The organism is Actinoallomurus acaciae (assembly GCF_042429965.1).
In the GTDB taxonomy this organism is placed as follows: domain Bacteria; phylum Actinomycetota; class Actinomycetes; order Streptosporangiales; family Streptosporangiaceae; genus Actinoallomurus; species Actinoallomurus acaciae.
On the sequence record NZ_JBHLZP010000125.1, the window covers coordinates 1 to 23,729 of the forward strand.

23 protein-coding genes, 1 pseudogene and 1 riboswitch are annotated in these 23,729 nt (G+C 69.3%); of the genes and pseudogenes, 6 read left to right on the forward strand and 18 right to left on the reverse strand.

Annotated elements, in window-relative coordinates; translation table 11 throughout:
- Positions 1–113: 113 nt before the first annotated feature.
- Both ACFFNX_RS18460 and ACFFNX_RS18465 read right to left on the reverse strand, forming a co-directional pair.
- A complete protein-coding gene (locus tag ACFFNX_RS18460) occupies positions 114–1,748 on the reverse strand; it encodes a hypothetical protein (RefSeq protein ID WP_378203252.1) in 1,635 nt (544 codons plus the stop codon).
- A gap of 412 nt (positions 1,749–2,160) precedes the next feature.
- Positions 2,161–3,213: a LacI family DNA-binding transcriptional regulator gene (locus ACFFNX_RS18465; protein ID WP_378203255.1), complete on the reverse strand. Its 1,053-nt coding sequence runs from the start codon at positions 3,211–3,213 to the stop codon at positions 2,161–2,163.
- A gap of 522 nt (positions 3,214–3,735) precedes the next feature.
- Here ACFFNX_RS18465 and ACFFNX_RS18470 point away from each other — a divergent pair.
- Positions 3,736–5,361, forward strand: coding sequence for a glycosyl hydrolase family 79 C-terminal domain-containing protein (locus ACFFNX_RS18470; protein WP_378203258.1), 1,626 nt, complete (start codon positions 3,736–3,738; stop codon positions 5,359–5,361).
- A 38-nt stretch (positions 5,362–5,399) separates the two neighbouring features.
- On the opposite strand, the gene ACFFNX_RS18475 is transcribed toward ACFFNX_RS18470, so the two are convergent.
- Positions 5,400–5,993, reverse strand: a complete 594-nt coding sequence (locus tag ACFFNX_RS18475; RefSeq protein WP_378203262.1) for a TetR/AcrR family transcriptional regulator — start codon at positions 5,991–5,993, stop codon at positions 5,400–5,402.
- Positions 5,994–6,057: 64 nt separating this feature from the next.
- Here ACFFNX_RS18475 and ACFFNX_RS18480 point away from each other — a divergent pair, with 64 nt between their 5' ends.
- Positions 6,058–6,594 carry a hypothetical protein gene (locus ACFFNX_RS18480; RefSeq protein ID WP_378203265.1) on the forward strand — a complete coding sequence of 179 codons (537 nt, stop codon included), beginning with the start codon at positions 6,058–6,060 and terminating at the stop codon, positions 6,592–6,594.
- Positions 6,595–6,619: 25 nt separating this feature from the next.
- On the opposite strand, the gene ACFFNX_RS18485 is transcribed toward ACFFNX_RS18480, so the two are convergent.
- Genes ACFFNX_RS18485 through ACFFNX_RS18505 form a run of 5 tightly spaced genes read right to left on the reverse strand, consistent with a single transcriptional unit; the run spans position 6,620 to position 8,698 of the window.
- The gene (locus tag ACFFNX_RS18485; RefSeq protein WP_378203267.1) at positions 6,620–7,375 is read right to left on the reverse strand and encodes a nucleoside phosphorylase; all 756 of its coding nucleotides are present in this window, start codon (positions 7,373–7,375) and stop codon (positions 6,620–6,622) included.
- A complete protein-coding gene (locus ACFFNX_RS18490) occupies positions 7,338–7,481 on the reverse strand; it encodes a DUF397 domain-containing protein (RefSeq protein ID WP_378203270.1) in 144 nt (47 codons plus the stop codon). Before ACFFNX_RS18490 ends, ACFFNX_RS18485 begins: the two co-directional genes overlap by 38 nt.
- Positions 7,478–7,786 carry a Scr1 family TA system antitoxin-like transcriptional regulator gene (locus ACFFNX_RS18495; protein ID WP_378203273.1) on the reverse strand — a complete coding sequence of 103 codons (309 nt, stop codon included), beginning with the start codon at positions 7,784–7,786 and terminating at the stop codon, positions 7,478–7,480. The genes ACFFNX_RS18490 and ACFFNX_RS18495 overlap by 4 nt, the downstream gene beginning before the upstream one ends.
- Entirely contained in the window at positions 7,743–7,892 is a 150-nt protein-coding gene (locus ACFFNX_RS18500) for a DUF397 domain-containing protein (RefSeq protein WP_378203276.1), read from the reverse strand. The genes ACFFNX_RS18495 and ACFFNX_RS18500 overlap by 44 nt, the downstream gene beginning before the upstream one ends.
- Entirely contained in the window at positions 7,889–8,698 is an 810-nt protein-coding gene (locus ACFFNX_RS18505; protein WP_378203278.1) for a helix-turn-helix domain-containing protein, read from the reverse strand. The genes ACFFNX_RS18500 and ACFFNX_RS18505 overlap by 4 nt, the downstream gene beginning before the upstream one ends.
- Before the next feature lie 134 nt (positions 8,699–8,832).
- Between ACFFNX_RS18505 and ACFFNX_RS18510 the strand changes: the two genes are divergently transcribed.
- Both ACFFNX_RS18510 and ACFFNX_RS18515 read left to right on the forward strand, forming a co-directional pair.
- Positions 8,833–9,654, forward strand: coding sequence for a helix-turn-helix domain-containing protein (locus ACFFNX_RS18510; RefSeq protein ID WP_378203281.1), 822 nt, complete (start codon positions 8,833–8,835; stop codon positions 9,652–9,654).
- A 94-nt stretch (positions 9,655–9,748) separates the two neighbouring features.
- Positions 9,749–10,966 carry an MFS transporter gene (locus tag ACFFNX_RS18515; protein WP_378203284.1) on the forward strand — a complete coding sequence of 406 codons (1,218 nt, stop codon included), beginning with the start codon at positions 9,749–9,751 and terminating at the stop codon, positions 10,964–10,966.
- A 105-nt stretch (positions 10,967–11,071) separates the two neighbouring features.
- On the opposite strand, the gene ACFFNX_RS18520 is transcribed toward ACFFNX_RS18515, so the two are convergent.
- The 5 genes from ACFFNX_RS18520 to ACFFNX_RS18540 all read right to left on the reverse strand — a co-directional run bounded on the left by ACFFNX_RS18520 (position 11,072) and on the right by ACFFNX_RS18540 (position 13,729).
- The gene (locus ACFFNX_RS18520) at positions 11,072–11,653 is read right to left on the reverse strand and encodes a 3'-5' exonuclease (RefSeq protein ID WP_378203287.1); all 582 of its coding nucleotides are present in this window, start codon (positions 11,651–11,653) and stop codon (positions 11,072–11,074) included.
- Between the two features lie 170 nt (positions 11,654–11,823).
- Positions 11,824–11,952 (reverse strand): hypothetical protein, encoded by a 129-nt coding sequence (locus ACFFNX_RS18525; RefSeq protein ID WP_378203289.1) that lies wholly within the window; start codon positions 11,950–11,952, stop codon positions 11,824–11,826.
- Between the two features lie 104 nt (positions 11,953–12,056).
- Positions 12,057–12,602 (reverse strand): site-specific integrase, encoded by a 546-nt coding sequence (locus ACFFNX_RS18530; RefSeq protein WP_378203292.1) that lies wholly within the window; start codon positions 12,600–12,602, stop codon positions 12,057–12,059.
- A 165-nt stretch (positions 12,603–12,767) separates the two neighbouring features.
- Positions 12,768–12,956 (reverse strand): helix-turn-helix transcriptional regulator, encoded by a 189-nt coding sequence (locus tag ACFFNX_RS18535; protein WP_378203295.1) that lies wholly within the window; start codon positions 12,954–12,956, stop codon positions 12,768–12,770.
- Positions 12,953–13,729 (reverse strand): replication initiator, encoded by a 777-nt coding sequence (locus ACFFNX_RS18540; RefSeq protein WP_378203315.1) that lies wholly within the window; start codon positions 13,727–13,729, stop codon positions 12,953–12,955. The genes ACFFNX_RS18535 and ACFFNX_RS18540 overlap by 4 nt, the downstream gene beginning before the upstream one ends.
- A gap of 1,120 nt (positions 13,730–14,849) precedes the next feature.
- Between ACFFNX_RS18540 and ACFFNX_RS18545 the strand changes: the two genes are divergently transcribed.
- The gene (locus ACFFNX_RS18545; protein WP_378203298.1) at positions 14,850–15,281 is read left to right on the forward strand and encodes a hypothetical protein; all 432 of its coding nucleotides are present in this window, start codon (positions 14,850–14,852) and stop codon (positions 15,279–15,281) included.
- A gap of 33 nt (positions 15,282–15,314) precedes the next feature.
- Here ACFFNX_RS18545 and ACFFNX_RS18550 read toward each other — a convergent pair whose 3' ends face one another.
- The 5 genes and pseudogenes from ACFFNX_RS18550 to cobN all read right to left on the reverse strand — a co-directional run bounded on the left by ACFFNX_RS18550 (position 15,315) and on the right by cobN (position 22,969).
- Positions 15,315–15,629 (reverse strand): hypothetical protein, encoded by a 315-nt coding sequence (locus ACFFNX_RS18550; RefSeq protein WP_378203301.1) that lies wholly within the window; start codon positions 15,627–15,629, stop codon positions 15,315–15,317.
- 155 nt (positions 15,630–15,784) lie between these two features.
- Entirely contained in the window at positions 15,785–16,225 is a 441-nt protein-coding gene (locus tag ACFFNX_RS18555; RefSeq protein WP_378203304.1) for a hypothetical protein, read from the reverse strand.
- A 186-nt stretch (positions 16,226–16,411) separates the two neighbouring features.
- Positions 16,412–18,635 (reverse strand): annotated as a pseudogene (katG, locus tag ACFFNX_RS18560) (catalase/peroxidase HPI).
- A 28-nt stretch (positions 18,636–18,663) separates the two neighbouring features.
- Positions 18,664–19,104 carry a Fur family transcriptional regulator gene (locus ACFFNX_RS18565; protein ID WP_378203307.1) on the reverse strand — a complete coding sequence of 147 codons (441 nt, stop codon included), beginning with the start codon at positions 19,102–19,104 and terminating at the stop codon, positions 18,664–18,666.
- A gap of 172 nt (positions 19,105–19,276) precedes the next feature.
- Entirely contained in the window at positions 19,277–22,969 is a 3,693-nt protein-coding gene (gene cobN, locus ACFFNX_RS18570; protein WP_378203310.1) for a cobaltochelatase subunit CobN, read from the reverse strand.
- 60 nt (positions 22,970–23,029) lie between these two features.
- Positions 23,030–23,162: riboswitch (cobalamin riboswitch) on the reverse strand.
- Positions 23,163–23,250: 88 nt separating this feature from the next.
- Here cobN and ACFFNX_RS18575 point away from each other — a divergent pair.
- On the forward strand, positions 23,251–23,729 hold a 479-nt coding region (locus ACFFNX_RS18575), incomplete at its 3' end, for a DUF6597 domain-containing transcriptional factor (protein ID WP_378203312.1).

Here is a 23,729-nt window from a genome sequence, read left to right on the forward strand (position 1 = left end):
GGGCCGTTCTGCTGCTCGCCCCGGCGTGAGGGCCTGACCGTCCGGTTCACCGGCTTCGCCCTCGGCCCGCCCGACGCCGCGCTGCACTGACGCTTCGCGCCCGGGCGGCCGCGCTATCGGCCGGTGATCACGCAGGCCTCGCCGGCCGCGACGGTCACGGTCATCCGGTGGCCGTGGACCCGCTCGGCCGTGGGGCGGAATCCCGGCCAGGTGCCGTCGGTGGCGACCTGGCGGCCGTCGACCCGTACCTGCGGCGCGTCGAGCGTACGACCGGCGCCGGACGGGTCGTCGGGGGTCATCCGGTCGACCAGCGCGGCGAAGCCGGGCACGGACACCGTGAGCGTCACCGGGTGATCGCCCTTGTTGATGAGGAACAGCCGCCGCTCGCCGGATCCGCCCTCGACGCGCCAGGCCTTGACCTGCGCCGTACCCGAATCGTCCGCCGTCACCGGCACCGGGCGCAGGCCGCTGCCGCCCTGGGCGAACCGGCCGAACACCAGGGCGGCGTAGTACAGCGGCGCGGCCGTCGGCGCGCCCATGGCGGGGGTGACGTCGTAGTCGATCGCGTTGTAGTAGCCGTTGCCCTCCTCCGGCTCGAAGAACGCGCGTACCTCGGCGTTGTGGAAGTTGACCCCGACGGCGCCGGTGCCGCACGTGGCGTTCGCGGCGGGGTCGGCGGGAGGCTGCGGGCAGGCCGCGTGGAACATCAGGTCGAGCCCGTACGCCGCGGCGGCCGCGACGTTGCTCACACCGTCCGCGCCGCGCCCCGCCGCGGTGTTCGTCTCCTCCAGGCGGCGGTAGCCGAGACCGTGGCCGCGCGCCTCACCCGCATGGACGTACACCTGGTAGTCCAGGCTCGCCATGTGCTCGTCGGAGAGCAGGGCGCCGATGCTCGGGCAGCGGTACGGCTTGTCCGGGCAGGTGCGCGCCAGCGGGTAGAAGTGGTCGCTCGCGTACGCGCCGAACGCCCCGGCCCGTGCCCGCATCAGCGGCGCGGCCGCCTCCAGGATCCGCGGCCAGTCCCAGAAGAACCGCGTGGGCACGCTTCGCTGGTCGACGTCCTGCCAGGGCAGGATGTCCTCGCTGGTGTTGGGGACGATCACGGGGAGGGGACCCGTGACGTCCGGGTCGGCGTACGCGTGCAGGTCGCTCAGGTAGGCGTCGAGGTCGGAGTGGTAGGAAAGGTCCGGCTCGTTGCCGAGCTCGATGCCGGCGATGTCCCGTTCCGCGCCGGCGAAGGCCGGTTCGACGCCCTGCCGGACGAAGGCGCGGGCATGGTCGGGACCGACGAACGGCCGCGACGCGCCGGGCGGCGCCATCGCCGTACCGAGGACGACACCCCACGACGGCGTCCGGCCCCGGCCATTCACCGCGTCGAGCGTGGAGCGGATGGCTTTCAGGTCCGCCGGGGTGATCACCTGGTCGCTGTCGGGCGCGTCCGGCTCGAACGGCATGAGGTCCTGGGAGGAGCCACCGACGCGCAGCACGCCCGTGCCGAGGTTGCCCAGCAGGTTCGCGAAGGCGTTCCGCGCGTTCGGCCCCATGTACCGCTCGACGAGCGACCATTCAACGCTGAAGCCGACGAAGTGGCGCGGGATGCGCCCCTGACTCTCGTGCGCGGGGTCGAGGGTGACGGACGCCCGCGGCGGTGACGAGCCCGCCGCAGCACTCGTGCCGAGCTGAGCGACGAGCACGGCGGCGGCCAGTCCCGCCACCGCCCGGACACGCCGGATCGCGGTCACCGTCATGGCACTCCTCCCGAGGTCATCCCCGAGAAACCGGTTTCTGAGGAGGCAGTCCAGCACTGATCGCGTAGGGGGTCAATAGCCGACGGTGCATTCGAACGCCCACACCGGGCGGGACGACCCGTACGGCCAGGCGCTCAGCTACCCACGCCCTCCCCGACGGCGCCCTCCGCCACACCGACCAGCTCGCCGGTCGACTCCCCCACGACGAAAGTCGGCAGCCGCCCACGCATTCAAGCCCCCGCACCGGGCGGGCGGGGACACGTACGGCCAGGCGTTCAGCTACCCGCACGCTCCCCGACGGCGTCGCCCGCCGCACCGACCACCTCACCGGTCGACTCCCCCACGACGAAAGTCGGCAGCCGCCCGCGCATTCGAGCCCCCACACCGGGCGGGGACACGTACGGCCAGGCGTTCAGCTACCCGCGCGCTCCCCGACGGCGACGGCGTTCCCCGCGACACCGGCCGCCTTGCCGGTCGACTCCCGCACGACGAGAGTGGGCTCCAGGCGGACCGACGCGCTCGCCCCGTGGCCGCCGAGCTGGTCCCGTAGGACCTCCCAGCTCGTCCGGCCCAGTTCGGCCTTTGGCAGGCGGACGGTCGTCAGCGTCGGGTGGACGAAGTCGGCGGCGGGGATGTCGTCGAAGCCCACCACCGAAACCTCCGCCGGGACCGCGACGCCGAGCGTACGGAGCCGGGCGAGTGCCCCGAACGCGACCAGGTCGTTGAAGCAGATGACAGCGGTGGCACCGGCCTCGGCCGCCGCGGCAGCCGAGGCGTAGCCCTCCTGGCTCTTCGAGCCGGTCGGGATCACGACCGCGTCGGGCAGGCTCCGCTCCAGCGCGCCCAGCCGGTCGGCGTTCGACGAGGAGGACGGCGGCCCGGCCAGGTACGCGATCCTGCGGTGCCCGAGCTCGGCCAGGTGCCGGATGACCGCCTGCATTCCCCGGCCCGAGTCGATCGTGACGGAGGCGGTCAGCGGCGGGTCGACCATCCGGTTCGTGCACACCGTCGGCAGCCCCTTGCGGACGACGCGGCGCAGGTCCGCGATCCCGGCGCGCGGGGAGCACAGGACCAGGCCGTCCACCCGGCGCGAGACGTCCTGGATCAGGCGCAGCTCGGCCTCGGGGTCCTCGTCCGAGTCCGCGACGACGACGCTGAAGCCGTCCTTTCCGGCCGCGACCGTCAGCGCCTTGACCACCTCGGGGAAGAACGGGTTGGCCAGGTCGGGAACGACGACGCCGATGGTGTGGCTCGCCCCACGGGCCAGCCCCTGCGCGATGGCACTCGGGTGGTAGCCGAGGCGGCGGCTGACCTGCCGGACACGCCCGGCCAGGACCGGATCCACGGTGTCCTGGCCGTTGAGAACCCGTGACACGGTGGCGCGTGAGACGCCGGCCTTCCTGGCGACGTCGGCGATGGTCACCCGACGCCCGCCGGCACCGGACGAATCGCGTTTCGCAGACACATGCCAACGGTAACCGCAGCCGACGAGGCACGTCCGCGACACACCCCGCCCGAGGAAACCCCCGCCCACGCACACGCCCCGCCCGCGCAACACGCCCCGCCCGCGCAACACGCCCCGCCCGCAGAACACGCCCCGCCCGCAGAACACGCCCCGCCCGCAGAACACGCCCCGCCCGCAGAACACGCCCCGCCCGCCTCGGGGGGCTCACCCCAATCTCAGTGTCCAGTGCTCGCGCCGCGCGGGCAAGCCGCGCCTCGCGGCTGTGGATAACCCCGTGCCCCCTCTCCCACCAGGCGAATCGTGCGTGTTCAGGGGCTCGGGTCAGGCGACGGGCTCCGGCGCATCCGCCGACGAGGGGCGGCACAGGTCAAAGTCGCCGAGGTCGTCGTCGCGAATCAGATCATCTATTGACGGGCGCGACGAACGGTGCTGAACTGCATCCCCAGAAACCGGTTTCTCGGGGCTGACCTCAGACGAGTCCGTCTCACGACGGCAGCGACATGGACAACTGGGAGCCTGCACATGATGAGAAAGCGCGGTACGGGCGGAGTCATCCGGAGATCGTTGTCGGCCGCCGGGGTGGCGACCGCACTGACCGCACTGACCGCCTCAGTCGCGCCGGCGGCACCGGCCGCTCCGGCCGACTCCACCGCGATCACGCTGACCCCGAGAGGCGTCCCGGGCGCCGGGGCGATCACCGGCGAGAACCTTGGGTTCTCCGTCGAGTCGGCCGACCTCGCGCACGGGTTCCTGACCAAACCGCGGATGTCGCAGTGGCTCAAGACGCTCGGCCGGCATGGCGTGCTGCGCCTGGGCGGCTACTCGATGGATCTGGTCTGGCCGACGTTCGGCGCCTACCGTGACGCCCCCACGCCCCCCGAGGCGATCGGCGGCCGGGTGGACCGGTCCGACCTCATCCGGCTGAAGGCCCTGCTGCGCGACAGCGGCTGGAAGGCCACCCTCGGCGTGCCGCTGAAGAAGATCATCGATCCGTCGAAGATCAAGGATCCCACCAAGGACCCGTCCCCGCCGGTGACGCTGGACCAGGCCGTCGCCGAGGTGAAGGCGGCGCACGAGATCCTCGGCGACGACCTGCTGGCCGTGGAGATCGGCAACGAGTACGACAACGTCACGACGCTGACCCCGGCCGAGTACTACGCGACGATGAAGAAATACCACGCGGCCATCAAGCAGGCGGTGCCGCACGCGAACATCAAGGTCACCGGGCCCTCGGCGAACACGGCCAAGACCAACACCCAGCTCGACGGGTTCGTGTCCGCCGTGCAGGCCGACACGGGCAGCGACCCGCGGCAGATGATCGCCGAGTTCACCAACCACCTGTACCCGCAGAGCCACTGCGGTTCGTCGAACGCCACGATCGCGGGGCTGCTGTCGCCGGACACGTACGTCACCGACCGGACCAAGCTGACCGGCATCATGGACATCACCGGCCGCCTGAACAGCGGAATACCCGCGGTGATCAACGAGTCCAACAGCGCGTCCTGCAGCGGCCAGCCCGGCGTCAGCGACGCCTACGCGACCAGCCTGTGGTCGCTGGACTACCTCCTGCAGACCGCCCAGAGTCGCGTCTCCCAGGTGCAGTTCCACACCAGCACCGCGGCGATCTGCGGTGACTTCAAGGCACGTGACTCGAAGGACTACCCGATCTCCTACCGGTACTACGGGGCGTTCTGCGCCGCCGACCAGCACGCGTTGGACTCGGACCGGCTGTCCGCCGCGCCGCTGTACTACGGGCTGTGGGCGTTCCACCAGGTTCCCGAGGGAAGGTTCCTCGACGTCGGCCTGCCGGACACCGCACTGTCGCAACTGCGCGCGTACGCGGTCGAAGGCCGGAACGGGTCGCTGACCATGGTCCTGATCAACATCCAGGACTCGGCCGGCGACGACGTGACGGTGAACCTTCCCCCCGCCTACCGCGGCGGCGACGCGGTCACGCTGCGGACCTCCGCCGCCGACGGCCTGGCCTCTGTGGACGCCGACGCCATCTCGCTCGGTGGCCGTACCCTCTCCGACCGCGGCGTCCCGTCCGGCCGGCCCGGCGCCACCCCGGTACGGGTCTCCGGCGGCAGGTCGACGATCACAGTGGCTCCGGGCACCGCTCAGATCATCACCTTCTCCCCGCGCTGACCTGAGGAACGAACCTCCGGCGCCCGTACCCCGGCGGGTCAGGCGCCGCGGATGATCTCGGTCAGGTAGGCGTCGAGTTGGGCGATCATGTCCTCCGAGGTCAGATGGCCGGCCAGCCGCTGGATGGACAGACCGTCGGCGACGGCGTGCAGGCGCCGGGCGAGGAGTTCGGTCGAGGCGGCGTGGGGGGCCAGAAGCCCCTCGGTGTCCAGGCTCTCGATGATCTGAAGGCAGAGCCCGTACATGCTGCCGAAGTGGATGCGCTGCACCTCGGCCAGGCGTGGATCGCTCAGGCCGAGCGTCAGGAAGGCGAAGGCGACGGAGGCCTCGGCATAGCGCCGCGCGTCGATCGGCATGGTCTCCAGCAGCGTCTCGCGGACCGCCTGATGGACGGTGCCGGTGTGTCTCATGCCGGTGATCCGCGTCGTGACCCGCTGGATGACCTGTTCGCAGGCGAAGGCCAGCAACTCGGCGCGCGTGGTGAAGTAGTGCCGCAGCGCGCCTGACGACCAGCCGGCCTCGGCGGCGACCGAGCGGATCGAGACCTCGTTCACCCCGTCCCTGGCGATGACGCGGCCGACGGCGTCGGCGAGCTCCATCCGGCGCGCCTCGTGGTCCACGATCTTCGGCATCTGGTCATTATCGCACGGTCGTGTTATTTTCTTTTTCGTACGGTCGTGTGAAAAAAGGAGCATTGTGATCTTCCTGATCGTCGGATGCGAGATCGGGTTCTGGGTGCTGCTGATGACCGGGCTCGCGACCCGCTATCTCCTTCGCGCCCGGCGGCTCAGCAACGCCCTTTTGATCAGCGTTCCGATGGTCGACGTGGTTCTGCTCGCGGCCTCGGTCATCGACCTCCGGCGCGGCGCACCCGCCTCACCCGCACACGGCCTGGCCGCGATCTACATCGGCGTCTCGCTCGCCTTCGGCCCTCAGATGATCTGCTGGGCCGACCAACGCTTCGCCCACCGCTTCGCCGGCGGCCCCGCCCCCGTGAAGGCGCCCAAGACCGGGCCCGCCCACGCCGCCTACGAACGCGGCCAGTGGCTTCGCCACCTCCTCGCCTACGTCGCGGCGGCGGTGGTGCTGGGCGTCTTCACGCTGCTCGTCGGTGACGTCCACCGCGCCCTGAAGCCGTGGTCGGTGATGGCCCCGTGGGGAATCGTGCTCGCGATCGACTTCGTGATCTCCTTCAGCTACACGATCGCCCCACGCAAGCGACGGGGCGTCTGACCTCCCGTACCGGCTGCGTCCTCGCTCACAGGCGAGTGACCGTTTCCAACGCGAGTCCGAGCAGCTCCGGCCGTACGGCGGCGGTCGTCCACGCGCGGTGGTCCCAGGCCTCGCCGCTCACGTCGTCACCCGCGTAGAGGTACTGGGCGAAACGTACGTCGCGAAAGCGCGCGACGGCGAGGAACGCAGCGGTCTCCATCTCGACCGTCACGCACCCCTCCTCCCGGCGCGCCCGTACGCGCTCCGGCGTCTCGCGGTACGAGGCGTCCGTGGTCCAGGTCGTGCCCGTGACGTGGGGGACGTCGTGCGCGGCGAGCGTCGCCACCGCCGTCTCCACCGCGGACGGGTCGGCCCGGATCAGACGGGACGGCTCGGCATAGTGATGGGAGGTGCCCTCGTCGCGTACGGCGGCGTCCGGCACGACGACGTGACCGAGCGCCAGACCGGGCCGTACGGCCCCCGCACCGCCGCAGGCGACGAAGTACCGCCCTCCGGCGGCGATCGCCCTCTCGAAGTGCAGTACGGCCAGCGGCGCACCGACACCGGGATGAAAGACGCCGACCGGCACACCGCCGTGAACCAGCCGGTAGATCGCGTGACCGCCCAGCTCACGGGAGTACGCACCGATCCGCCGCGCGCCATGGGTCTCGGCCAGACCGTCGACGACCTCCGGGAAGAAGCACATCACCACGCGCTCGGGCAGAGGTTCACTCAGCGTCGGAGGAGTCGGCGCGATCAGGCCGTCACCGTCCGGATCGAACTCCGTCAGTGGAATATCCATCGCGCTCCCCGGTAACGGCCGCGCTCGGCAGCTCCGCCACCTCCACGCAGTTGCCCTGTGTACCGTCGCTCGTCCGACTGCTCTTTCGCCATACCGGGGAGGTCATGTGAAGGTCTCCATCACTTCCCGGACCAGACGACGCGAGGACTCCAGCGGCTCAGCCACCGCCCCGATCCAATGGAACCCGGCGTCGAGTTCGGCCACCTCGGATGTATCCGACGCCAGTCTTCCATCGTTCAACGCGTCCAAGTAGGCCACAGTCCCCTCCCTGACCGTCACGACTTTGAAGGGGCCGTCCAGGCCAAGGCCACCGAACTCACAGGAGTACGCACCAATGCGCCGCGTGCCGTGAGTCCCGACCAGGCCGTCACCGCCACCGCTCGGCTTGAACTCCGTCAGTGGAATGACCACCCCGCTCACCCTCAACCACCGCACTCGGCAGCTCCGCCACTTCAACGCAGTTATTCGTCGTGCCGTCGCTGGTCCAACTGCTCTTTCGCCATACCGGGGAGGTCATGTGAAGGTCTCCATCAGTGCCCGAATCAGACGACGAGAGGAGTCTACGGGTTCGGCGACGGCCCCGATCTGGTCGAACCTCGTGGTGATATCGGCCACCTCGGATGCCTCCGGGATCAGTCGCCCTCCGTTCAGCGCCTCAACGTACGCCACCGACTTCTCTTTGAGAGTAACGATCTTGAAGGGGCCATCGAGACCGGAGTTGGCCCCCGCTGCGTTGGGCACCACGCGCAGGGTCACGTTCGGCAGTTCCGACAGCTCCAGCAGCCGACCGAGCTGATCGTGCATGACTCTCGCGCCTCCGACATGAACCAGCAGAGCGGTCTCCGCGAGCAGGACCCACACTTCGGGCGGATCCTTCCTCGTCAGCAGTCTTTGTCGTGCCATCCGCGCATTCACCGACCCCTCCACATCCGGATCCCGACCAACCGTAAAGACCGCTCTGGCGTACTCAGGCGTCTGGAACAGCGCTGGTATCAGTTGACCGGCGTAGATCTTCATGACCAGGGCGCGGAGTTCGGCTTCGGTGAACGACTTCAACCAGTTGGGTTCGTGGCCGAGGCGCGCGAAGTACAGCAGCACGCCGAACAGGCCGCCGGTCCTCCACTCCTCGTCGACCTGGGCGGCCTGCGCTTCGGTGAGCTTCGCGTCGGCGTTCTCCAGTCGGGAAATCGACGACCGTGCGCACTTGAGCAGGTCGGCCAGCGCGCCGCCGGACATGCCGCGCTCCATCCGGTGAAAGCGCAGCAGGTAGGCCATGAACGCCCACAGGGACGAGCGCGGGTCGGGTGACTCATTGATGTTCATCGGCGCATGCTCCGGGGGAGGGAACTTCCAGAAGTACCTGGGAATGGTGACACATAAGTCCGTCCGGGCAATGCTGATGCGCGAAAACGCGATATGCGGCGATGCGACATATACGGACAGGAGCCCCATTTCTCATGGCAGCGCAACGCGATCCACATGAGTCTCCGGCGATTCGGGCGTTCGGCATCGCGCTCCAGAAGATGCGGGAGGCCGGCGGCCTCACCAGGATCGAGCTCGCGGAGACCGTGGGCTACAGCCCGCAGTTCCTCGGCCAGATCGAGACGGCGAAGAACATCCCGTCCAAAACGTTCGCCGAGGATCTCGACACGTACTTCAAACTCGGCGGCCTGTTCCTGGAATTCTGGAAACTCATCAAGGGCACGCGCCGCCTGGGGGCGCTGCCGCCCGGCCCCGGGGCGTACCTGGAGCTGGAGCGGGACGCCAGCACGATCCGCGCGTTCGAGACACGCGCCATCCCGAGCCTCTTCCAGACCGACGACTATGCGCGTGCGCTGTTGAGCTCGGCCATGAATCCCGAGGAGATCGACGAGGCACTCCGGGCCCAGACCGAACGCAAGGCCCTCTTCGACCGGCGGAATCCCCCGCACGTCTTCCTCGTCATCGACGAAGTGGCACTGCGGCGGAAAATCGGTTCGCCCGACATCGTTCGCGAACAGCTCGCCCATCTGCTGCGGCTCTCCGAGCGCCCAGAGATAAGCGTCCAAGTGCTTTCACAGGACACCGAGTACTATGTCGCGTTCTCCGGAAGTTTCACCGTCCTGGGGTTCGACGCCGACAGCGACGTCGTTTACCTCGAATCCGCGGGACAGGGAACCCTGATCGACAAACCACCCGCCGTCGCGAACTGCACGATGCGATTCGACCTGCTCCGGGGCCACGCCTACTCGATCACGGAATCGCGCTCCATCCTCGAGAAGGCGATGGGGGCTCTGTGACGGCGGGGGCCAGTCGCATCACCCTTGCTATTGCAACTAGGTTGCAACAAGATGAGCTCCGGCCCTCACCGTCGCCCAGGAGCGGAGCCGCCTCATGCCCCACCTGCTGCCGGACACCGGCCCCCAGCGTGTCGTCGCGGCCTCGAACTTCGTCTACACCGTCGGCAGCGGCCTCTACCTGACCGCCGGGGTGCTGTACTTCACCCAGGCGGTGCGCCTGCCGGCGAGCCAGGTGGGGCTCGGGCTCGGCATCGCCGGACTCCTCTCACTGGCCGTGGGCATCGCCGTCGGCCATCTCGCGGACCGACGCGGGGCACGCGGTGTCTACGCGGCCACCCTCGTCGTCCAGGCGCTGGCGACGGCCGGATTCGTGCTGGTGGACGGCTTCTGGCCGTTCGTCGTCGCGGTCGGCGCGGCCACCGGGGCCAAGGCGGCCGGGCTGGCCGCACGCAGTCCACTCATCCGGCGGTACGGCGGGGATCGGCCCCAGGACTTCCGCGCGTACCTCCGCGCCGTGACCAATGTCGGCATCTCCCTCGGCGCCCTGGTGGCGGGCTGGGCCGTTCAGGTGGGCACCGCCACCGCGTACGAGATGCTGGTCATCGGCAACGCGATCGCCTTCGCGGCCGCCGCGGCGATCCTGGCCTTCCTGCCGCCGGTCAGGTCCGGGCCGGTCGTCGGGAAGCCTCGCTGGATCGCCCTGCGCGACCGGCCCTATCTCCTGCTCACCGCGCTCGACGGCGTCATGGCCGTTCAGTTCAAGGTGCTCACCGTGGCCATCCCGCTGTGGCTGGTGGAGGCCACCACCGCGCCACGCTGGCTCGTGTCGGGAACGATGGTCCTCAACACGGTGATCGTCGTCGCGTTCCAGGTACGAGCCAGCCGCGGCATCGACTCCCCCACGGCCGGCGGAGCCGCCTACCGCCGGGCAGGCGTGGCGTTCCTCCTGTCCTGCTCACTGATCTCGCTGTCCGCGGGAATACCGGCGTGGGCCGCCGCGACGCTGCTCATGACCGCGGTGGTGGTCCACACGGTCGGCGAGCTGTGGCACTCCGGCGGCGGCTTCGAGATGTCCTTCGCCCTCGCCCCGGAACACGCGACGGGCCAGTACCTGGGCGTGTTCGGCCTGGGCGCCGGCCTGTCCGAAGCCGTCGGGCCGAGCGTGCTCATCGCCCTCTGCATCACCTGGGGCCGCCCGGGGTGGTACCTCGTCGGAGCAGTGTTCGCCCTGACGGGCTTGACCGCCCCACTCGCCGTACGCCACGCGCAACGCGACCGACGGCGGGCCCTCCTCGGCGTTCAACTGCCATAGGAGCGCGAGGTCAATGCCGTCGAGGCGCTGCACGACCAGGGCTGAGGGGATATAGCGGTCGGAGATGGTCGCTCGTCAATACCGAAGAACATGCCCCGCCGCTGGTCAGAAAAGGGCCAAAGCCTCACCACCGCCCCCTCCAGGCGGATCGCCGCGTAGCGCTTCGAGCGTCCCGGCGGCGGTGGCGAGACGGACGAACAAACGAGCCGCGACGAGCGCGTCATAGCCGGCGCGGTGTGGCGTCAGACCGTCCGACAGTCCCTCGGCCAGCTTGAACCTTTCGACCAGCGTGCTGAGCTTGTAACCGCCTACGTCGGGTAGCAGCCGCCGGGAGAGCTTGAGGGTGTCGAATACCTCGGGTGTCCTCCAGTCACTGAGCTTGCGACGCAGAGCACTCACATCGACGTGCGCATTGTGGGCGACCAAGACGTCAGCCTCCAAGGCGCCCAGCACCTCACCCTTGATCGCCGCGAACGTCGGCGCGCCCGCGACGTCCTGATTGGTCAGGCCGTGGATGCGGGTTGCGAAGTAACTGATCGGCTGATCCGGCCGGACAAGCCAGGCTGTCGGCTCCCCGATGACCCCGCCGACGATCGGCACGGCGGCCAGCTCCACCAGGTCGGGCGGCTGGTGACCGTTACCTTCGACGTCGACGACCACGTAGGTGAGCCCCGTCCAGTCGGCCATCGCGCTCCTTGTCCTTCCATCCGATGTGATCTGCCACGCTGGTCAGAGGCGTACAGAGAAAGCCGTGCCTAAACCGTGTGCCGCTGGTTCGAATCCTGCCGGGGCACCCTCAGAGCCTGAAAAAGCGAAGGGCTCCGGGATGAACCGGAGCTCTGCCACCGTGGCGTCTCTCATGCGGCGAGTGCCTTTTCGATCATGCGGTTGATGCGCTCTTCGTCTCCGTCGATGCAGCCCGCGTACACCTTCCACAGCACCTCCACGCTGTGCCCCAGGCGTCGCGCGGCCTCCTTCGGCGGCACGCCCCTCGTTGAGGAGCAGCGTCGCGCAGGCGTGCCGAAGGTCGTACGGCCGACCGGCCAATGGCGTGACCTGCTGCTCGGGAGAGAGGCCAACCACACGGGCGTCACGCCAGACCGCTGAGCTGGAGACGATGCCGCCGGTCGAGGTGGCGAACAGCCCGGCCGTCCTCAGCCGTTCCGAACTGTTTCAGATGCTCGTGAAGGATGGTTACGAGGTCCGGCGGGATCGGGACGACACGCTTCTCCCCCGACCGGGCGGCACTTGAGACCCTTGTCATCGTGGGTCTCGCCACTGTCGGTGTAGAGCCGGAGCCCCGTCGCTTCCGCAGGTCGTAAGCCTCCGTAGTACATGCAGGCGTACATGGCACGCAGACGCCGCCTCGGCCGGACATCCGCCCAACGTAAGTGACGGCGGCGAGGAGCTGACGAGCCTGTACGGGGTTGGCGACCACGCTGCGGTCGACCTGCTCAACACGTTCCGGCGCCTTCCAATCGACCTGATCGATGGGATTCGTGCTCAGGAGCTTCCGCTCCCTCACCGCGTACTTGAGCACGTTGTAGAGCACCGCGCGTTTGCGGGCGATCGTCGTCGCGGCGGCAGGGTCGCCGGTCATCGTGACCGCGAGGGGGTGTGACCGTCGCCAGGGCATCAGTGTGCTCCGTCGCGTCTGACCGGCCGCGCCCGGCCACTTGATCTCGACATACGACCGAGCGAGTTCGTACCAGGTGACCGGCGACGATCCACCGCACCTCGTACGAGACGGTCTTGCTCGACTTGTTGCGCCGAACGCCCCAGAACTTGACGTCGGTGGACTTCACACGGCTTCCCGCAGCTTTTCAAGCCACGCGACGAACTCACCGCGCCAGACCCGGATCTCCCCGTTGGGCAGCTTGAGACCGGCCGGGGCGTGTTTGGTCTCACGCCACCGGTAGAAGGTGCGCCGGGAGACGCCGCCGAGCTCGGACAGCATCTGGTCAACGGTCATCAGCTCGTCGCCCTTCATGCTGCCTCCTGAGTTGCCGAAAGATCGTTGATCGTGGTGGCTTGGTCGAGTTGGCGGCGCATCTCCAGGCGTTCGGCGATGGCCGCCATGAGTCTTTGCTCGATGGGCTTCACGTCGGGGTGGCCGGGTGGCGCGAGTTCCCAGGCGTAGCGGCCAGGTTCGGTGGGGTGACCGGCTGCTGAAACACCGGCTTCGGCGAGGCGGGCGAGCACCCAGTTCTTCCGGTCGTTTTTGTGGTCGGCCATGGTCTTGCCGGACCATTTGCGTGAGACGAGGACCCGTCGGCCTGCGTAGCCGAGGTATTCGCGGCGGTGTGCCTTGTTCTTGCAGTAGCCCGGTGTCAGTCCCGCTTTCGCGCCTTTGGGCTGGATGCCGTATCGCAGCCAGTTCGCGCATGCCGGTGAGCATGGCTCGTGCCGTAGTGCTTCTGAGCAGGCGTCGCATCGTGCCGTAGTCGTAGCCGAACCTGGTGGCGACCTGACGGATGCTCCAGCCCTGCCCATATAGCCGTACGGCGTCCTCCGCCATGGTTTGGTCTTCGCCCGATCGGGCGGCCCATCGTGTCGGGCTCTCGCCGTCCGGACTCCGCTCGACTCATGTCGCCACGTGGACGATGGCACAGCCGTCGGCCCCTCGCCGGTAGGCCAGCGGCTATCTACGATCGGACCGTGGAATACGAGACCTGGTTCTGCGGCAACGTCCGCGCAGTGCCCAAGGACCCCACACTCCCGATTGACGCCGGCAACGACTACTCCAACATCACCTTCGTGCATGACGGTCCACCAATCGGTCACGCGGTCGTACCTGGACTCAGCACCCCCGTATGCGGGAGCACCTCACGCGTCCTGCCGCACGGGTTCCCCTGGACGGACCCGCTCCCGAAACATTGGGAGCGATGCCCTGCCTGCCTTTCGGCCTGCCCCATCGAACGAGCCAACGGTTGACCGCACGCGCGAAGGACCTCGCGGCCACAGATCTACGCCTCCGGCGGGGGCCTCTGACTCGGGGATGGCGGGAACCAAGGCGCCGGCCTCCAGGTGGTCACGGGGTTGGGGTGGAAGCCTGGTCATCCCCTCCGACATCAACAGGCAGAAGCCGGTCACGGTCGCGATCATCGCCAGCGCCGACAGGTACAGCCACCGCACCAGGACTGGGCCGAGTCGACGTTCGAACCGAGCGTCAAGGAGTTCCATGAGCGCCAGCCGCTTAGGAGGAATCGGACTCGTCGGAGGGCCGTAGGGAAGGTTCGACGTCATGTCGTCCTACTGATCACACCGCCCCACGTACCTGCACGTCACGCGGCCGGAGTTGCTCACAGGTTTGCCGGGCGCGCTTCAACGGGGTGCAGTAACGGTGCGCCGGATGGCTGTCCGGTTCCGGTACTGCGCCGTACGGGATCTCATCGAGGTCCCAGACATGGATCCGAATGTCGGCTTCAGTCCTTGGCGTACTCGCTCTTCGTCTCGATCACGAGGGCATACCGCCCACCTGAGGTTGAGCTCATAGCACAACAGTTTGAACGCATGCGTACGAGAGCGCCATGGGCTGCCTGCAGTTGCGCGAAATGCCGAGCGACATGCCGCGCCGCACGGTCTATCGACAGTATAGAGAGCTTTAGCGATCTCCCGACGGAAGAGAAGCTTGCCGAGTGCGAGGAGGACAGCGGATCCCGTGCCGACCAATTCCTCCGTAAGGTCCACAGAAATTTTGGCGACATCAATGACCGGGTTGAGAAGACATCGAGCAAGAGGCCAATAACGGGCCATTCGCCGTCGATGCGCATCACGCGAGCATTGATCCAGGAAGCGCCAGCACCGCTGTCCTCGCGGCAGGTATACTCGCTGCGGAGATTTTCCGACGATTGCGGTACGGCGCGGGAGAGAGAAAGCCAGAATGAAGGTAACGGACGATCAGATTGCTTCCATGAGAGCGTATCTCCGAGGCGACGTCGAAACCTTCGATCGGATAAGTGCGCAGCTCGATGCGGCCAGCAAGGAGGCTCGTGGTGCGTTGATCACCGCAGCGTTCTTCAACGCGGCGGAGCGGACTTTCAAGGACGGCGGCCGCGCCGAGGTCATCGAGTTCGTCGGACGGGTCCGTGCCCGCTCAGCCGACCTCGCCCAGTCCATCGATCCTCGCATCGCTGAGCGCCTGATTCTGGCAACATTTACCGACGAAGATGTCGAGGATGTCGACGGCAAGACACAGGGTGATCATTTCGGCATCTTGCTCGCGGGTATAATCGCCGAGGCGCAACTGTCGGATGCGGAGCTGAATTCCTTTCTCGATGAATCCAGGAAACTGGCTGACAAGTGGCTGGCCTGACCCAACTGATCCCGGTGAGGACCTCAGTGCTCCTCATTTTGCGAGTGCAGCTTCGATCATGCGGTTGATACGTTCTTCGTCGCCGTCGAGGCAGCCGGCGTAGACCTTCCATAGGACCTCAAGTCGCATCAGTGCGGCGCGAGCCGATGGTCGATGGCCGAGATAAGCATGGGGCGATTTAGCCTGAGCGCGCGAGGTCCACGTCTCGGCCGCGGTCTGCGTGCCTTCCCGCCCACTCACGAAGCTGTGGAACTCCGCGCGAGCGCAGAAGTGAACGCACGACGACCCGGTCGACGGATCGCACCGGTTCAACAGTGACTTCGATCCCGACCGCGTCAGGATGGACACCTCCCATGCCGTAGTTGAACGACAGTGCGGGAACCCAGCGCACTCGCAAAAACATGCCCGTGTCGAAACAGGGCCGTTTCACGAGGGAATACGCGTCGCCCAGCCCATCGATCAGGCCGGTGAAGGCAAGTCGCGACGAGATGCCCGGTGGATTCCTAAGCCGTGTGCGGAGGTGCTGCACGATGTCGGCCGTCCATGAGCCAGTCGGCGAGATCGTCGCTGAGCTGTAGCAGGCACGCGGTGACCACACGAGTTGTCTCGGCTTTGGGCTCGGTGCCGGCGTTGAGGTGTTCCAGGGCCCGTCGGACGTCACCCAGATCCTGGGAGATCCGGGCTCCCAGATCTTCGTCAAGCGTAAACATCGCTATTTCCAGGCTGGTGGCGTTGACCAGCCAGTCGCGGCCATCGGCCGTGGGAAGTGGCGCGTGATCATCAAGGGTCGCGCGCTGCAGCGCCTGGTGGAACTCGCCGGTCAGGTGGAACATCCGTACCGCCGCCAGGCGAGCCTCCGTGCGAAGCGTGGAGTGACGATCGTGCCGCCGGGTGGCCGTCACCACCGCCCAGGCGGTTAACGCGGCTACGATCCCGCCGACCACCGCTGAGATGGTCCCCTGCAGAAGGACGCCCCACCACCCCTGTGGATCCATGAATCGCCCCTCTCGGCGCTGGGCGGCTCAGGTGGGCCATCCACCAGCAACCAGTCGATCTTCCCTCAGATCGCCCCTGAAAAGCAGTCCGGGCCGGCCCTGCGGTGGGCCGGCCCGGACGTCAGATGAGGTGGATCAGACGAGGTCGTACCGGTCCAGCATCATCACCTTGTCCCACGCCGCGACGAAGTCGTTCACGAACTTCTCCCTCGCGTCGTCGCTCGCGTACACCTCCGCGACCGCGCGCAGTTCGGCATTGGACCCGAAGACCAGGTCGGCGCGGCTGCCGGTCCACTTGACCTCACCCGAGGCGTCGCGGCCCTCGAAGGTCTCCGACTCCTCGGACGTCGCCTTCCACACCGTGCCCATGTCGAGCAGGTTCACGAAGAAGTCGTTGGTCAGCGACCCGGGCTTGTCGGTGAGGACGCCCACGGACGACTGCCCGTGGTTGGCGCCCAGGACGCGCAGGCCACCGACGAGGACCGTCATCTCGGGCGCGCTCAGGCTGAGGAGGTTCGCCCGGTCGATCAGGAGGAACTCGCCCGGCAGCAGGTTCCCCTTCATGAGGTAGTTGCGGAACCCGTCGTGCGTCGGCTCCATCACCTCGAACGACTCGACGTCGGTCTGCTCCTGCGACGCGTCGGTACGGCCCGGGGTGAAGGGCACCACGACATCGTGGCCGGCGGCCTTGGCGGCCTGTTCGACGGCCGCGCATCCACCGAGCACGATCAGGTCGGCCAGGGAGATCCGCTTGCCGCCGGTCTGTTCGGCGTTGAACGCCTCCTGGACCTCCTCCAGGGTGCGCAGCACGGTCCCCAGCTCGTTGGGGTTGTTGACCTCCCAGTTCTTCTGTGGCTCCAGCCGGATGCGCGCGCCGTTGGCGCCGCCGCGCTTGTCGGTGCCGCGGAACGACGCGGCCGACGCCCACGCGGTGGTGACCAGCTGGGAGATCGACAGGCCGGAGTCGAGGAGCCGGGTCTTGAGCGCGGCGACGTCGTCGGCGTCGACGAGCTCGTGGTCCACCGCCGGGACGGGGTCCTGCCAGATCAGCGTCTCCGCCGGTACCTCGGGCCCGAGGTAGCGCTGGATCGGGCCCATGTCGCGGTGGGTCAGCTTGAACCAGGCGCGGGCGAACGCGTCCGCGAACTCCTCGGGGTTCTCCATGAAGCGCCGCGAGATCGGCTCGTAGATCGGGTCGTAGCGCAGCGCGAGGTCGCTCGTCAGCATCCCCGGCGCGCGGTTCAGCGTGCCGTCCTCGGGGTCGGGCACGGTGTTCGCGCCGACGCCGTCCTTCGGCCGCCACTGGTTCGCCCCGGACGGGCTCTCGGTCAGCTCCCACTCGTAGCCGAAGAGGAGCTCGAAGAAGGTGTTGTCCCACTTGGTCGGGGTGGGCGTCCAGGTGACCTCGATGCCACTGGTGTGGGAGTCGCGGCCCTTGCCGGTGCCGTGCGTGCTCTTCCAGCCCAGGCCCTGGTCCTCCAGCGGGGCGCCCTCGGGCTCGGGTCCGATGGCGTCCGCCGGGGCCGCGCCGTGCGTCTTGCCGAACGTGTGGCCGCCGGCGATCAGGGCGACGGTCTCCTCGTCGTTCATCGCCATGCGGCTGAACGTCTCGCGGATGTCGCGCGCCGAGGCGAGCGGGTCCGGGTTGCCGTTCGGGCCCTCGGGGTTGACGTAGATGAGGCCTCTGCACCGCGGCCAGGGGCTTTTCCAGGTCTCGCTCGCCGCTGTAACGCTCATCGTCCAGCCAGCCGGTCTCCGGACCCCAGAAGACGTCCTCGTCGGCCTCCCAGGCGTCCTCGCGGCCACCGGCGAAGCCGAAGGTCTTCAGACCCATCGACTCCAGGGCGACGTTGCCGGCCAGGATCATCAGGTCGGCCCACGAGATCTTCCGGCCGTACTTCTTCTTGACCGGCCACAGCACTCGGCGGGCCTTGTCGAGGCTCGCGTTGTCCGGCCAGCTGTTGAGGGGCGCGAAGCGCTGCTGACCCGCCCCGGCGCCGCCCCGGCCGTCGCTGACGCGGTAGGTGCCCGCGCTGTGCCAGGCCATCCGGATGATCAGCGGCCCGTAGTGCCCGAAGTCGGCCGGCCACCAGTCCTGCGAGTCCGTGAGAACCTGCGCGATGTCCTGCTTCACGGTGGGGAGGTCGAGGCTCTTGAACGCCTCGGTGTAGTCGAAGTCCTCGCCCAGGGGGTTGGCCATGGGCGGGTTCTTGACGAGCAGCTTCAGGTTGAGCCGATCCGGCCACCAGCCGCGGTTGCCGCCGCCCTGGGTGGGGTGCGCGGCGCGCCCGTGCGCGACGGGGCACCCGCCCGTGCTCTCATTCGTCTCTCCAACAACGGCGTCAGGAGTGTCAGCCACGGGATTCCTTCCGGGATCAGGAGTGTGCTCAGGAAGTGGTTGCGGTGGTGGAACAGTCGGGGCACAGGCCCCAGTAGATGACCTCGGCCTCATCGATCATGAAGCCCTGGTCGTTGGCCGCGGTCAGGCAGGGCGCGTCGCCGACCGCGCAGTCGACGTCGGCGACGACACCGCACGACCGGCACACGGCGTGGTGGTGGTTGTCGCCGACGCGTCCCTCGAACCGGGCCGGGCTGCCGGCCGGTTCGATGCGGCGTACGAGCCCCGCCGCGGTGAGTGCGTGAAGTGCCTCGTAGACGGCTTGAAGGGAGACATGACCCACGCGATCGCGCACTCCGGACGCAATCGCCTCGACGTCGAGGTGGTCACCGTGCCGGACGGTCTCGAGCAGCGCGACGCGGGCAGCGGTCACCCGCAGGCCGGCACCGCGCAGCTCCTCGGCAGGGGTGGGCGTCTGGGATGGGGTCATGGCGCCAGACCTACCTTCATAAGGCGAATCGTCCAAGACAACGAACGACGCAAGTCTAGACCTGCGCCGGCCCGCGGTCGCCCCTTTCACCGTGACATTTCACCGCGACCTGCGACGCCCGTCACCCGCCGGCCCCAGAGGTGAGCCGGCCGCCGTGACCTGCGACACCCCGCTACTCGCCGCCCTCCAGGTCGCCTTCGAGGCGGAGGTAGGTCTCGCGGAGGCGGTCGAGGGTCTCGGGGTTCGGCTCGGCCCACAGGTCGCGGTCGGCGGCCTCCAGCAGGCGTTCGGTGATGCCGCGCAGCGCCCAGGGGTTCGAGCGCTCCATGAACTCCCGGTTCTCCGGGTCGAAGACGTACTCCTCGGCGAGCTTCTCGTACATCCAGTCGTCCACCACGCCCGCCGTCGCGTCGTAGCCGAACAGGTAGTCCACCGTCGCGGCCAGTTCGAACGCGCCCTTGTACCCGTGCCGGCGCATCGCCGCGATCCAGCGCGGGTTGACCACGCGGGCGCGGAACACTCGATGGGTCTCCTCGCCGAGCGTCCGGGTCTTCACCTGCTCCGGCAGCGCCGAGTCGCCGACGTACGCGGCCGGGCTGCGGCCCGTCAGCGTACGGACCATGGCCACCATGCCGCCGTGGTACTGGAAGTAGTCGTCGGAGTCGACGATGTCGTGCTCGCGGGTGTCCTGGTTCTTGGCGGCGACCGCGATGCGCCGGAACGCCGCCTCCATGTCGCCGCGCGCCTCGCGCCCGTCGAGCCCGCGCCCGTACGCGTAGCCGCCCCACACGGCGTACACCTCGGCCAGGTCGCCGTCGTCGCGCCAGTTGCGCGCGTCGATCAGCGGCAGCAGGCCCGCGCCGTACGCGCCCGGCTTGGAGCCGAAGATGCGGCTCGTGGCGCGCCGCCAGTCGCCGTGCTCACGCGCGTCCTCCAGCGCGTGCGCCCGCAGGTGGTTGTCCGGTTCGTCGAGCTCGGCGACGGTCGCGATCGCGTCGTCGACGAGCGTGATGACGTGCGGGAACGCGTCGCGGAAGAAGCCGGAGATGCGCATCGTCACGTCGATGCGGGGGCGGCCGAGCTCCTCGCGTGGGATCACCTCGAAGCCGGTGACCCGGCGGGAGGCGTCGTCCCACACCGGCCGTACGCCGATCAGCGCGAGGATCTCGGCGATGTCGTCGCCCTGGGTGCGCATCGCCGAGGTGCCCCAGACCGTGAGGCCGACGCTGCGCGGGTACTCCCCCGTGTCGGCGAGGTGGCGGGCGACGAGCGAGTCGGCGAGGGAGACGCCGACCTCCCAGGACCCGCGTGAGGGGATCGCCTTCGGGTCGACGGAGTAGAAGTTGCGCCCGGTCGGCAGCACGTTGACCAGGCCACGCGTCGGCGAGCCCGACGGCCCGGCCGGGACGTACCCGCCGTCCAGCGCGTGGAGTACGGCGTCGATCTCCCCGGACGTGGCCGCCAGGCGCGGCACCACCTCGCGCGCCGCGAACTCCAGCAGCCGTACGACGGCCGGGTCCGCCGACCCGAGCACCTCGGCGCAGACCGCCGGTGCCTTCGCGGCGTCCCAGGCGAGGGTCTCCATGCCGACCACGAGCCGCCGCGCGACCGCCTCGAGCAGGTCGACCACGTCCGAGGCGGTACGGGAGGGGCCGTCGGCGAGCTCGGTGAGGCCGCCCGCGTCCGCCGGGGCGCCCGGCTCGGCCAGCAGCGCCTTCTCCTCCAGCCCGTACCGGGCGGCGACCGCCGCGCGCAGTCCCGGCAGCGCGCCGGAGCCACCGGTCCACACCTGGGCGGCCCGCAGCACCGCGAGCACGAGGTTGACCCGCTGCTCGGCGTTCGGCTCGTCGCCGAGGATGTGCAGGCCGTCGCGGATCTGCACGTCCTTGACCTCGCACAGGTATCCGTCCACGTGCAGGACGAAGTCGTCGAAGTCGGCGGCGCCCGGCTCGTTGGACACGTGCAGGTCCTGGTGGAGCTGGGCGGCCTGCACGAGGGTCCAGATCTGCGCGCGCACGGCGGGCAGCTTGGCCGGGTCCAGCGCCTGGACCGTGGCGTACTCGTCCAGGAGCTGCTCCAGCTTGGCCAGGTCGCCGTACGTGTCCGCGCGGGCCATCGGCGGCACCATGTGATCGACGACGACGGCGTGGCCACGGCGCTTGGCCTGGGTCCCCTCGCCCGGGTCGTTGACGATGAACGGGTAGACCAGCGGCAGGTCGCCCAGTACGGCGTCGGGCGCGCACTCCGCCGACAGGCCCAGGCCCTTGCCGGGCAGCCATTCGAGCGTGCCGTGCTTGCCGAGGTGGACGACGGCGTCGGCGCCGAACGTCTCATCCAGCCAGCGGTAGGCCGCCAGATAGTGGTGCGACGGCGGCAGGTCCGGGTCGTGGTAGATCGCCACCGGGTTCTCCCCGAAACCGCGCGGCGGCTGGATCATCAACAGCACGTTCCCGAACCGCAGTGACGCGAGCACGATGTGGCCGTCATCGGTGTAGAGCTCGCCCGGCGGCTCGCCCCAGTGCTCCCGTACGGCCTTGCGCAAAGAGTCCGGGAGCGACGCGAACCAGCGCTCGTAGTCGGGCAGCGGCACCCGCGCGGACGCGGCGCGGAGCTGGTCCTCGGTCAGCCACTCCACGTCGTGGCCGCCCGCCGCGATGAGCGTGTGGATGAGCTCGTCGCCGTCGGTGGGATGGTCGCCGACCTGGTAGCCGGCCTCCTTCAGCGCGGTCAGCAGGCGTACCGCCGAGACCGGGGTGTCCAGGCCGACCGCGTTGCCGACCCGCGCGTGCTTGGTCGGGTACGACGAGAGCACGATCGCCAGCCTGCGCTCGGCGGGCGGCGTGTGCCGCAGCCGCGCGTGGCGCACGGTGGCGGCGGCGAGGCGGGCGGCGCGCTCGGGGTCGGCGGCGTACACCGGGATGCCGTCGGGGCCGTCCTCCTTGAAGGAGAACGGTACGGAGATCAGGCGCCCGTCGAACTCGGGGATGGCGACCTGCATGGCCGCGTCCATCGGCGACAGCGCCGCGTCGGACGCCTCCCACACCTCCCGCGAGGTCGTCAGGCACATCCCCTGGATGACCGGAACGTCCAGGGCCGCCAGCACCCCGGCATCCCAGCCGTCGTCATCGATGGTCGCGCTCCCCTCCTCACTCGCTGCGCGGACGGCTCGTTCCTCCCCGGCCACTCCGCTCGCTCGTCGGCTCGCCGCTCCGGCGGACGCACCGGCCGCGAGCACCGTCACCACGATCGTGTCGGCGCGGCGGAGCAGTTCGAGCAGGCCCTCGTCGGCGGAGCGCAGCGAGCCGCAGAAGACCGGCAGCGCGTTGCCGCCCGCCGCCTCGATCCGCTCGCAGAGCGTGTCGACGAACGCGGTGTTGCCGGACAGCTCGTGCGCCCGGTAGAAGACCACGCCCACCGTGGGCCGGTCCGCGCGCGCCTCGTGCTCGCCGTGCACGCCGTACGCGGGCATCCGCTGCGGCGGCGCCCAGGGCTCCTCGTCGCCCGGCGACAGCATCCCGGCGAGGAAACGGCGGAGTTCGCGCAGGTTGCCGACGCCGCCCTCGCGCAGGTAGTCGAGTGCCTCGGCCGCGACGCCCGCGGGAACGGTGGACAGCGCCATCAGCTCGGCGTCGGGTGTGGCCTCGCCGCCCAGCGCGACCAGCGGCAGGCCGCGCCGCCGCAGGTCCTCCATGCCCTCGGGCCAGGTCTTCAGGCCGCCCAGGAGCCGGACGACGACGGCGTCGGCGTCCGCGCAGAGCGCGTCGAGGTCGGCGGGGGCCAGGCGGGCGGGGTTGCCCGTGGCGTAGCCGGCGGAGCGGGCCGACAGCAGTTCGGTGTCGGCGGTGGACAGCAGCAAGACGCGCACGTAGGGGTCCTTCCCTCGGGGGTCCTCGCCCCGGCTCGGGTGCCGATCGCCGACGGCGGGAAGTCTCCTGGCTCACAGGTCACCGCACACCCGCGGCCCTCCGGCTCGTCGCCATGAGGCCGGTCTGCCGTACGCGCGGGTCCGCCACCCGATCACAGTTGCGGGACAGCCCCGGAATCGCACCGGGTTCCCTCCCTCGCCGTCGCGCGGCCAGTCTACGAGAGGGGGATTCGCCGTGGCAGGGGCGCGACGTGCCGTTCGTCACGGTTACGGTGGTGGGCATGAGCAGCTCGGCTCTCATCATGGAGCGAGCCGACGTGACACCGCCGGCACGCCTGGCGCCGCTGATCGCCCGCTACTCGGGTTACCGCTATGAGGGCCTGCCGCCGGGCGTTCACCGGGGGTTGCCCTCGCAGTACCTCACCGTGGTGCTCAGTCTCGGCAAGCCGACCCGTACGACCCAGCCCGGCCGTCGCTCGGACGCGGTGGGGTTCGCGGCGCTCGCCGGGGGGATGCACACCCGCCCGGTGCTGATCGAGCACGACGGCGACCAGTACGGCGTCCAGCTCGACCTCACTCCCCAGGGGGCCAGGGCGCTGCTGGGGATGCCGGCCGGCGAGCTGGCGTCGGCGGTCGTCCCGCTCGACGGGCTGCTGCGGACGCGTGCGGGCGAGCTGGTCGAACGGCTGGCCGAGGCGCCCTCGTGGGCGGCGCGGTTCGCCATCCTCGACGACCGGCTGTCCCGCGACGCCGGCCGGCC

Coding starts and splice junctions, on each gene's coding strand:
- ACFFNX_RS18535 (WP_378203295.1), bottom strand. CDS start 12,956: ATGAAGGGCGACGAGCTGATGACCGTTGACCAGATGCTGTCCGAGCTC.
- ACFFNX_RS18500 (WP_378203276.1), bottom strand. CDS start 7,892: ATGACCTCCCCGGTATGGCGAAAGAGCAGTTGGACCAGCGACGGCACG.
- ACFFNX_RS18515 (WP_378203284.1), top strand. CDS start 9,749: ATGCCCCACCTGCTGCCGGACACCGGCCCCCAGCGTGTCGTCGCGGCC.
- ACFFNX_RS18545 (WP_378203298.1), top strand. CDS start 14,850: ATGAAGGTAACGGACGATCAGATTGCTTCCATGAGAGCGTATCTCCGA.
- ACFFNX_RS18460 (WP_378203252.1), bottom strand. CDS start 1,748: ATGACGGTGACCGCGATCCGGCGTGTCCGGGCGGTGGCGGGACTGGCC.
- ACFFNX_RS18475 (WP_378203262.1), bottom strand. CDS start 5,993: ATGCCGAAGATCGTGGACCACGAGGCGCGCCGGATGGAGCTCGCCGAC.
- ACFFNX_RS18540 (WP_378203315.1), bottom strand. CDS start 13,729: ATGCACGAAGGTGATGTTGGAGTAGTCGTTGCCGGCGTCAATCGGGAG.
- ACFFNX_RS18490 (WP_378203270.1), bottom strand. CDS start 7,481: ATGACCTCCCCGGTATGGCGAAAGAGCAGTCGGACGAGCGACGGTACA.
- ACFFNX_RS18510 (WP_378203281.1), top strand. CDS start 8,833: ATGGCAGCGCAACGCGATCCACATGAGTCTCCGGCGATTCGGGCGTTC.
- ACFFNX_RS18520 (WP_378203287.1), bottom strand. CDS start 11,653: ATGGCCGACTGGACGGGGCTCACCTACGTGGTCGTCGACGTCGAAGGT.
- ACFFNX_RS18470 (WP_378203258.1), top strand. CDS start 3,736: ATGATGAGAAAGCGCGGTACGGGCGGAGTCATCCGGAGATCGTTGTCG.
- ACFFNX_RS18565 (WP_378203307.1), bottom strand. CDS start 19,104: ATGACCCCATCCCAGACGCCCACCCCTGCCGAGGAGCTGCGCGGTGCC.
- ACFFNX_RS18485 (WP_378203267.1), bottom strand. CDS start 7,375: ATGGATATTCCACTGACGGAGTTCGATCCGGACGGTGACGGCCTGATC.
- ACFFNX_RS18505 (WP_378203278.1), bottom strand. CDS start 8,698: ATGAACATCAATGAGTCACCCGACCCGCGCTCGTCCCTGTGGGCGTTC.
- ACFFNX_RS18530 (WP_378203292.1), bottom strand. CDS start 12,602: ATGCCCTGGCGACGGTCACACCCCCTCGCGGTCACGATGACCGGCGAC.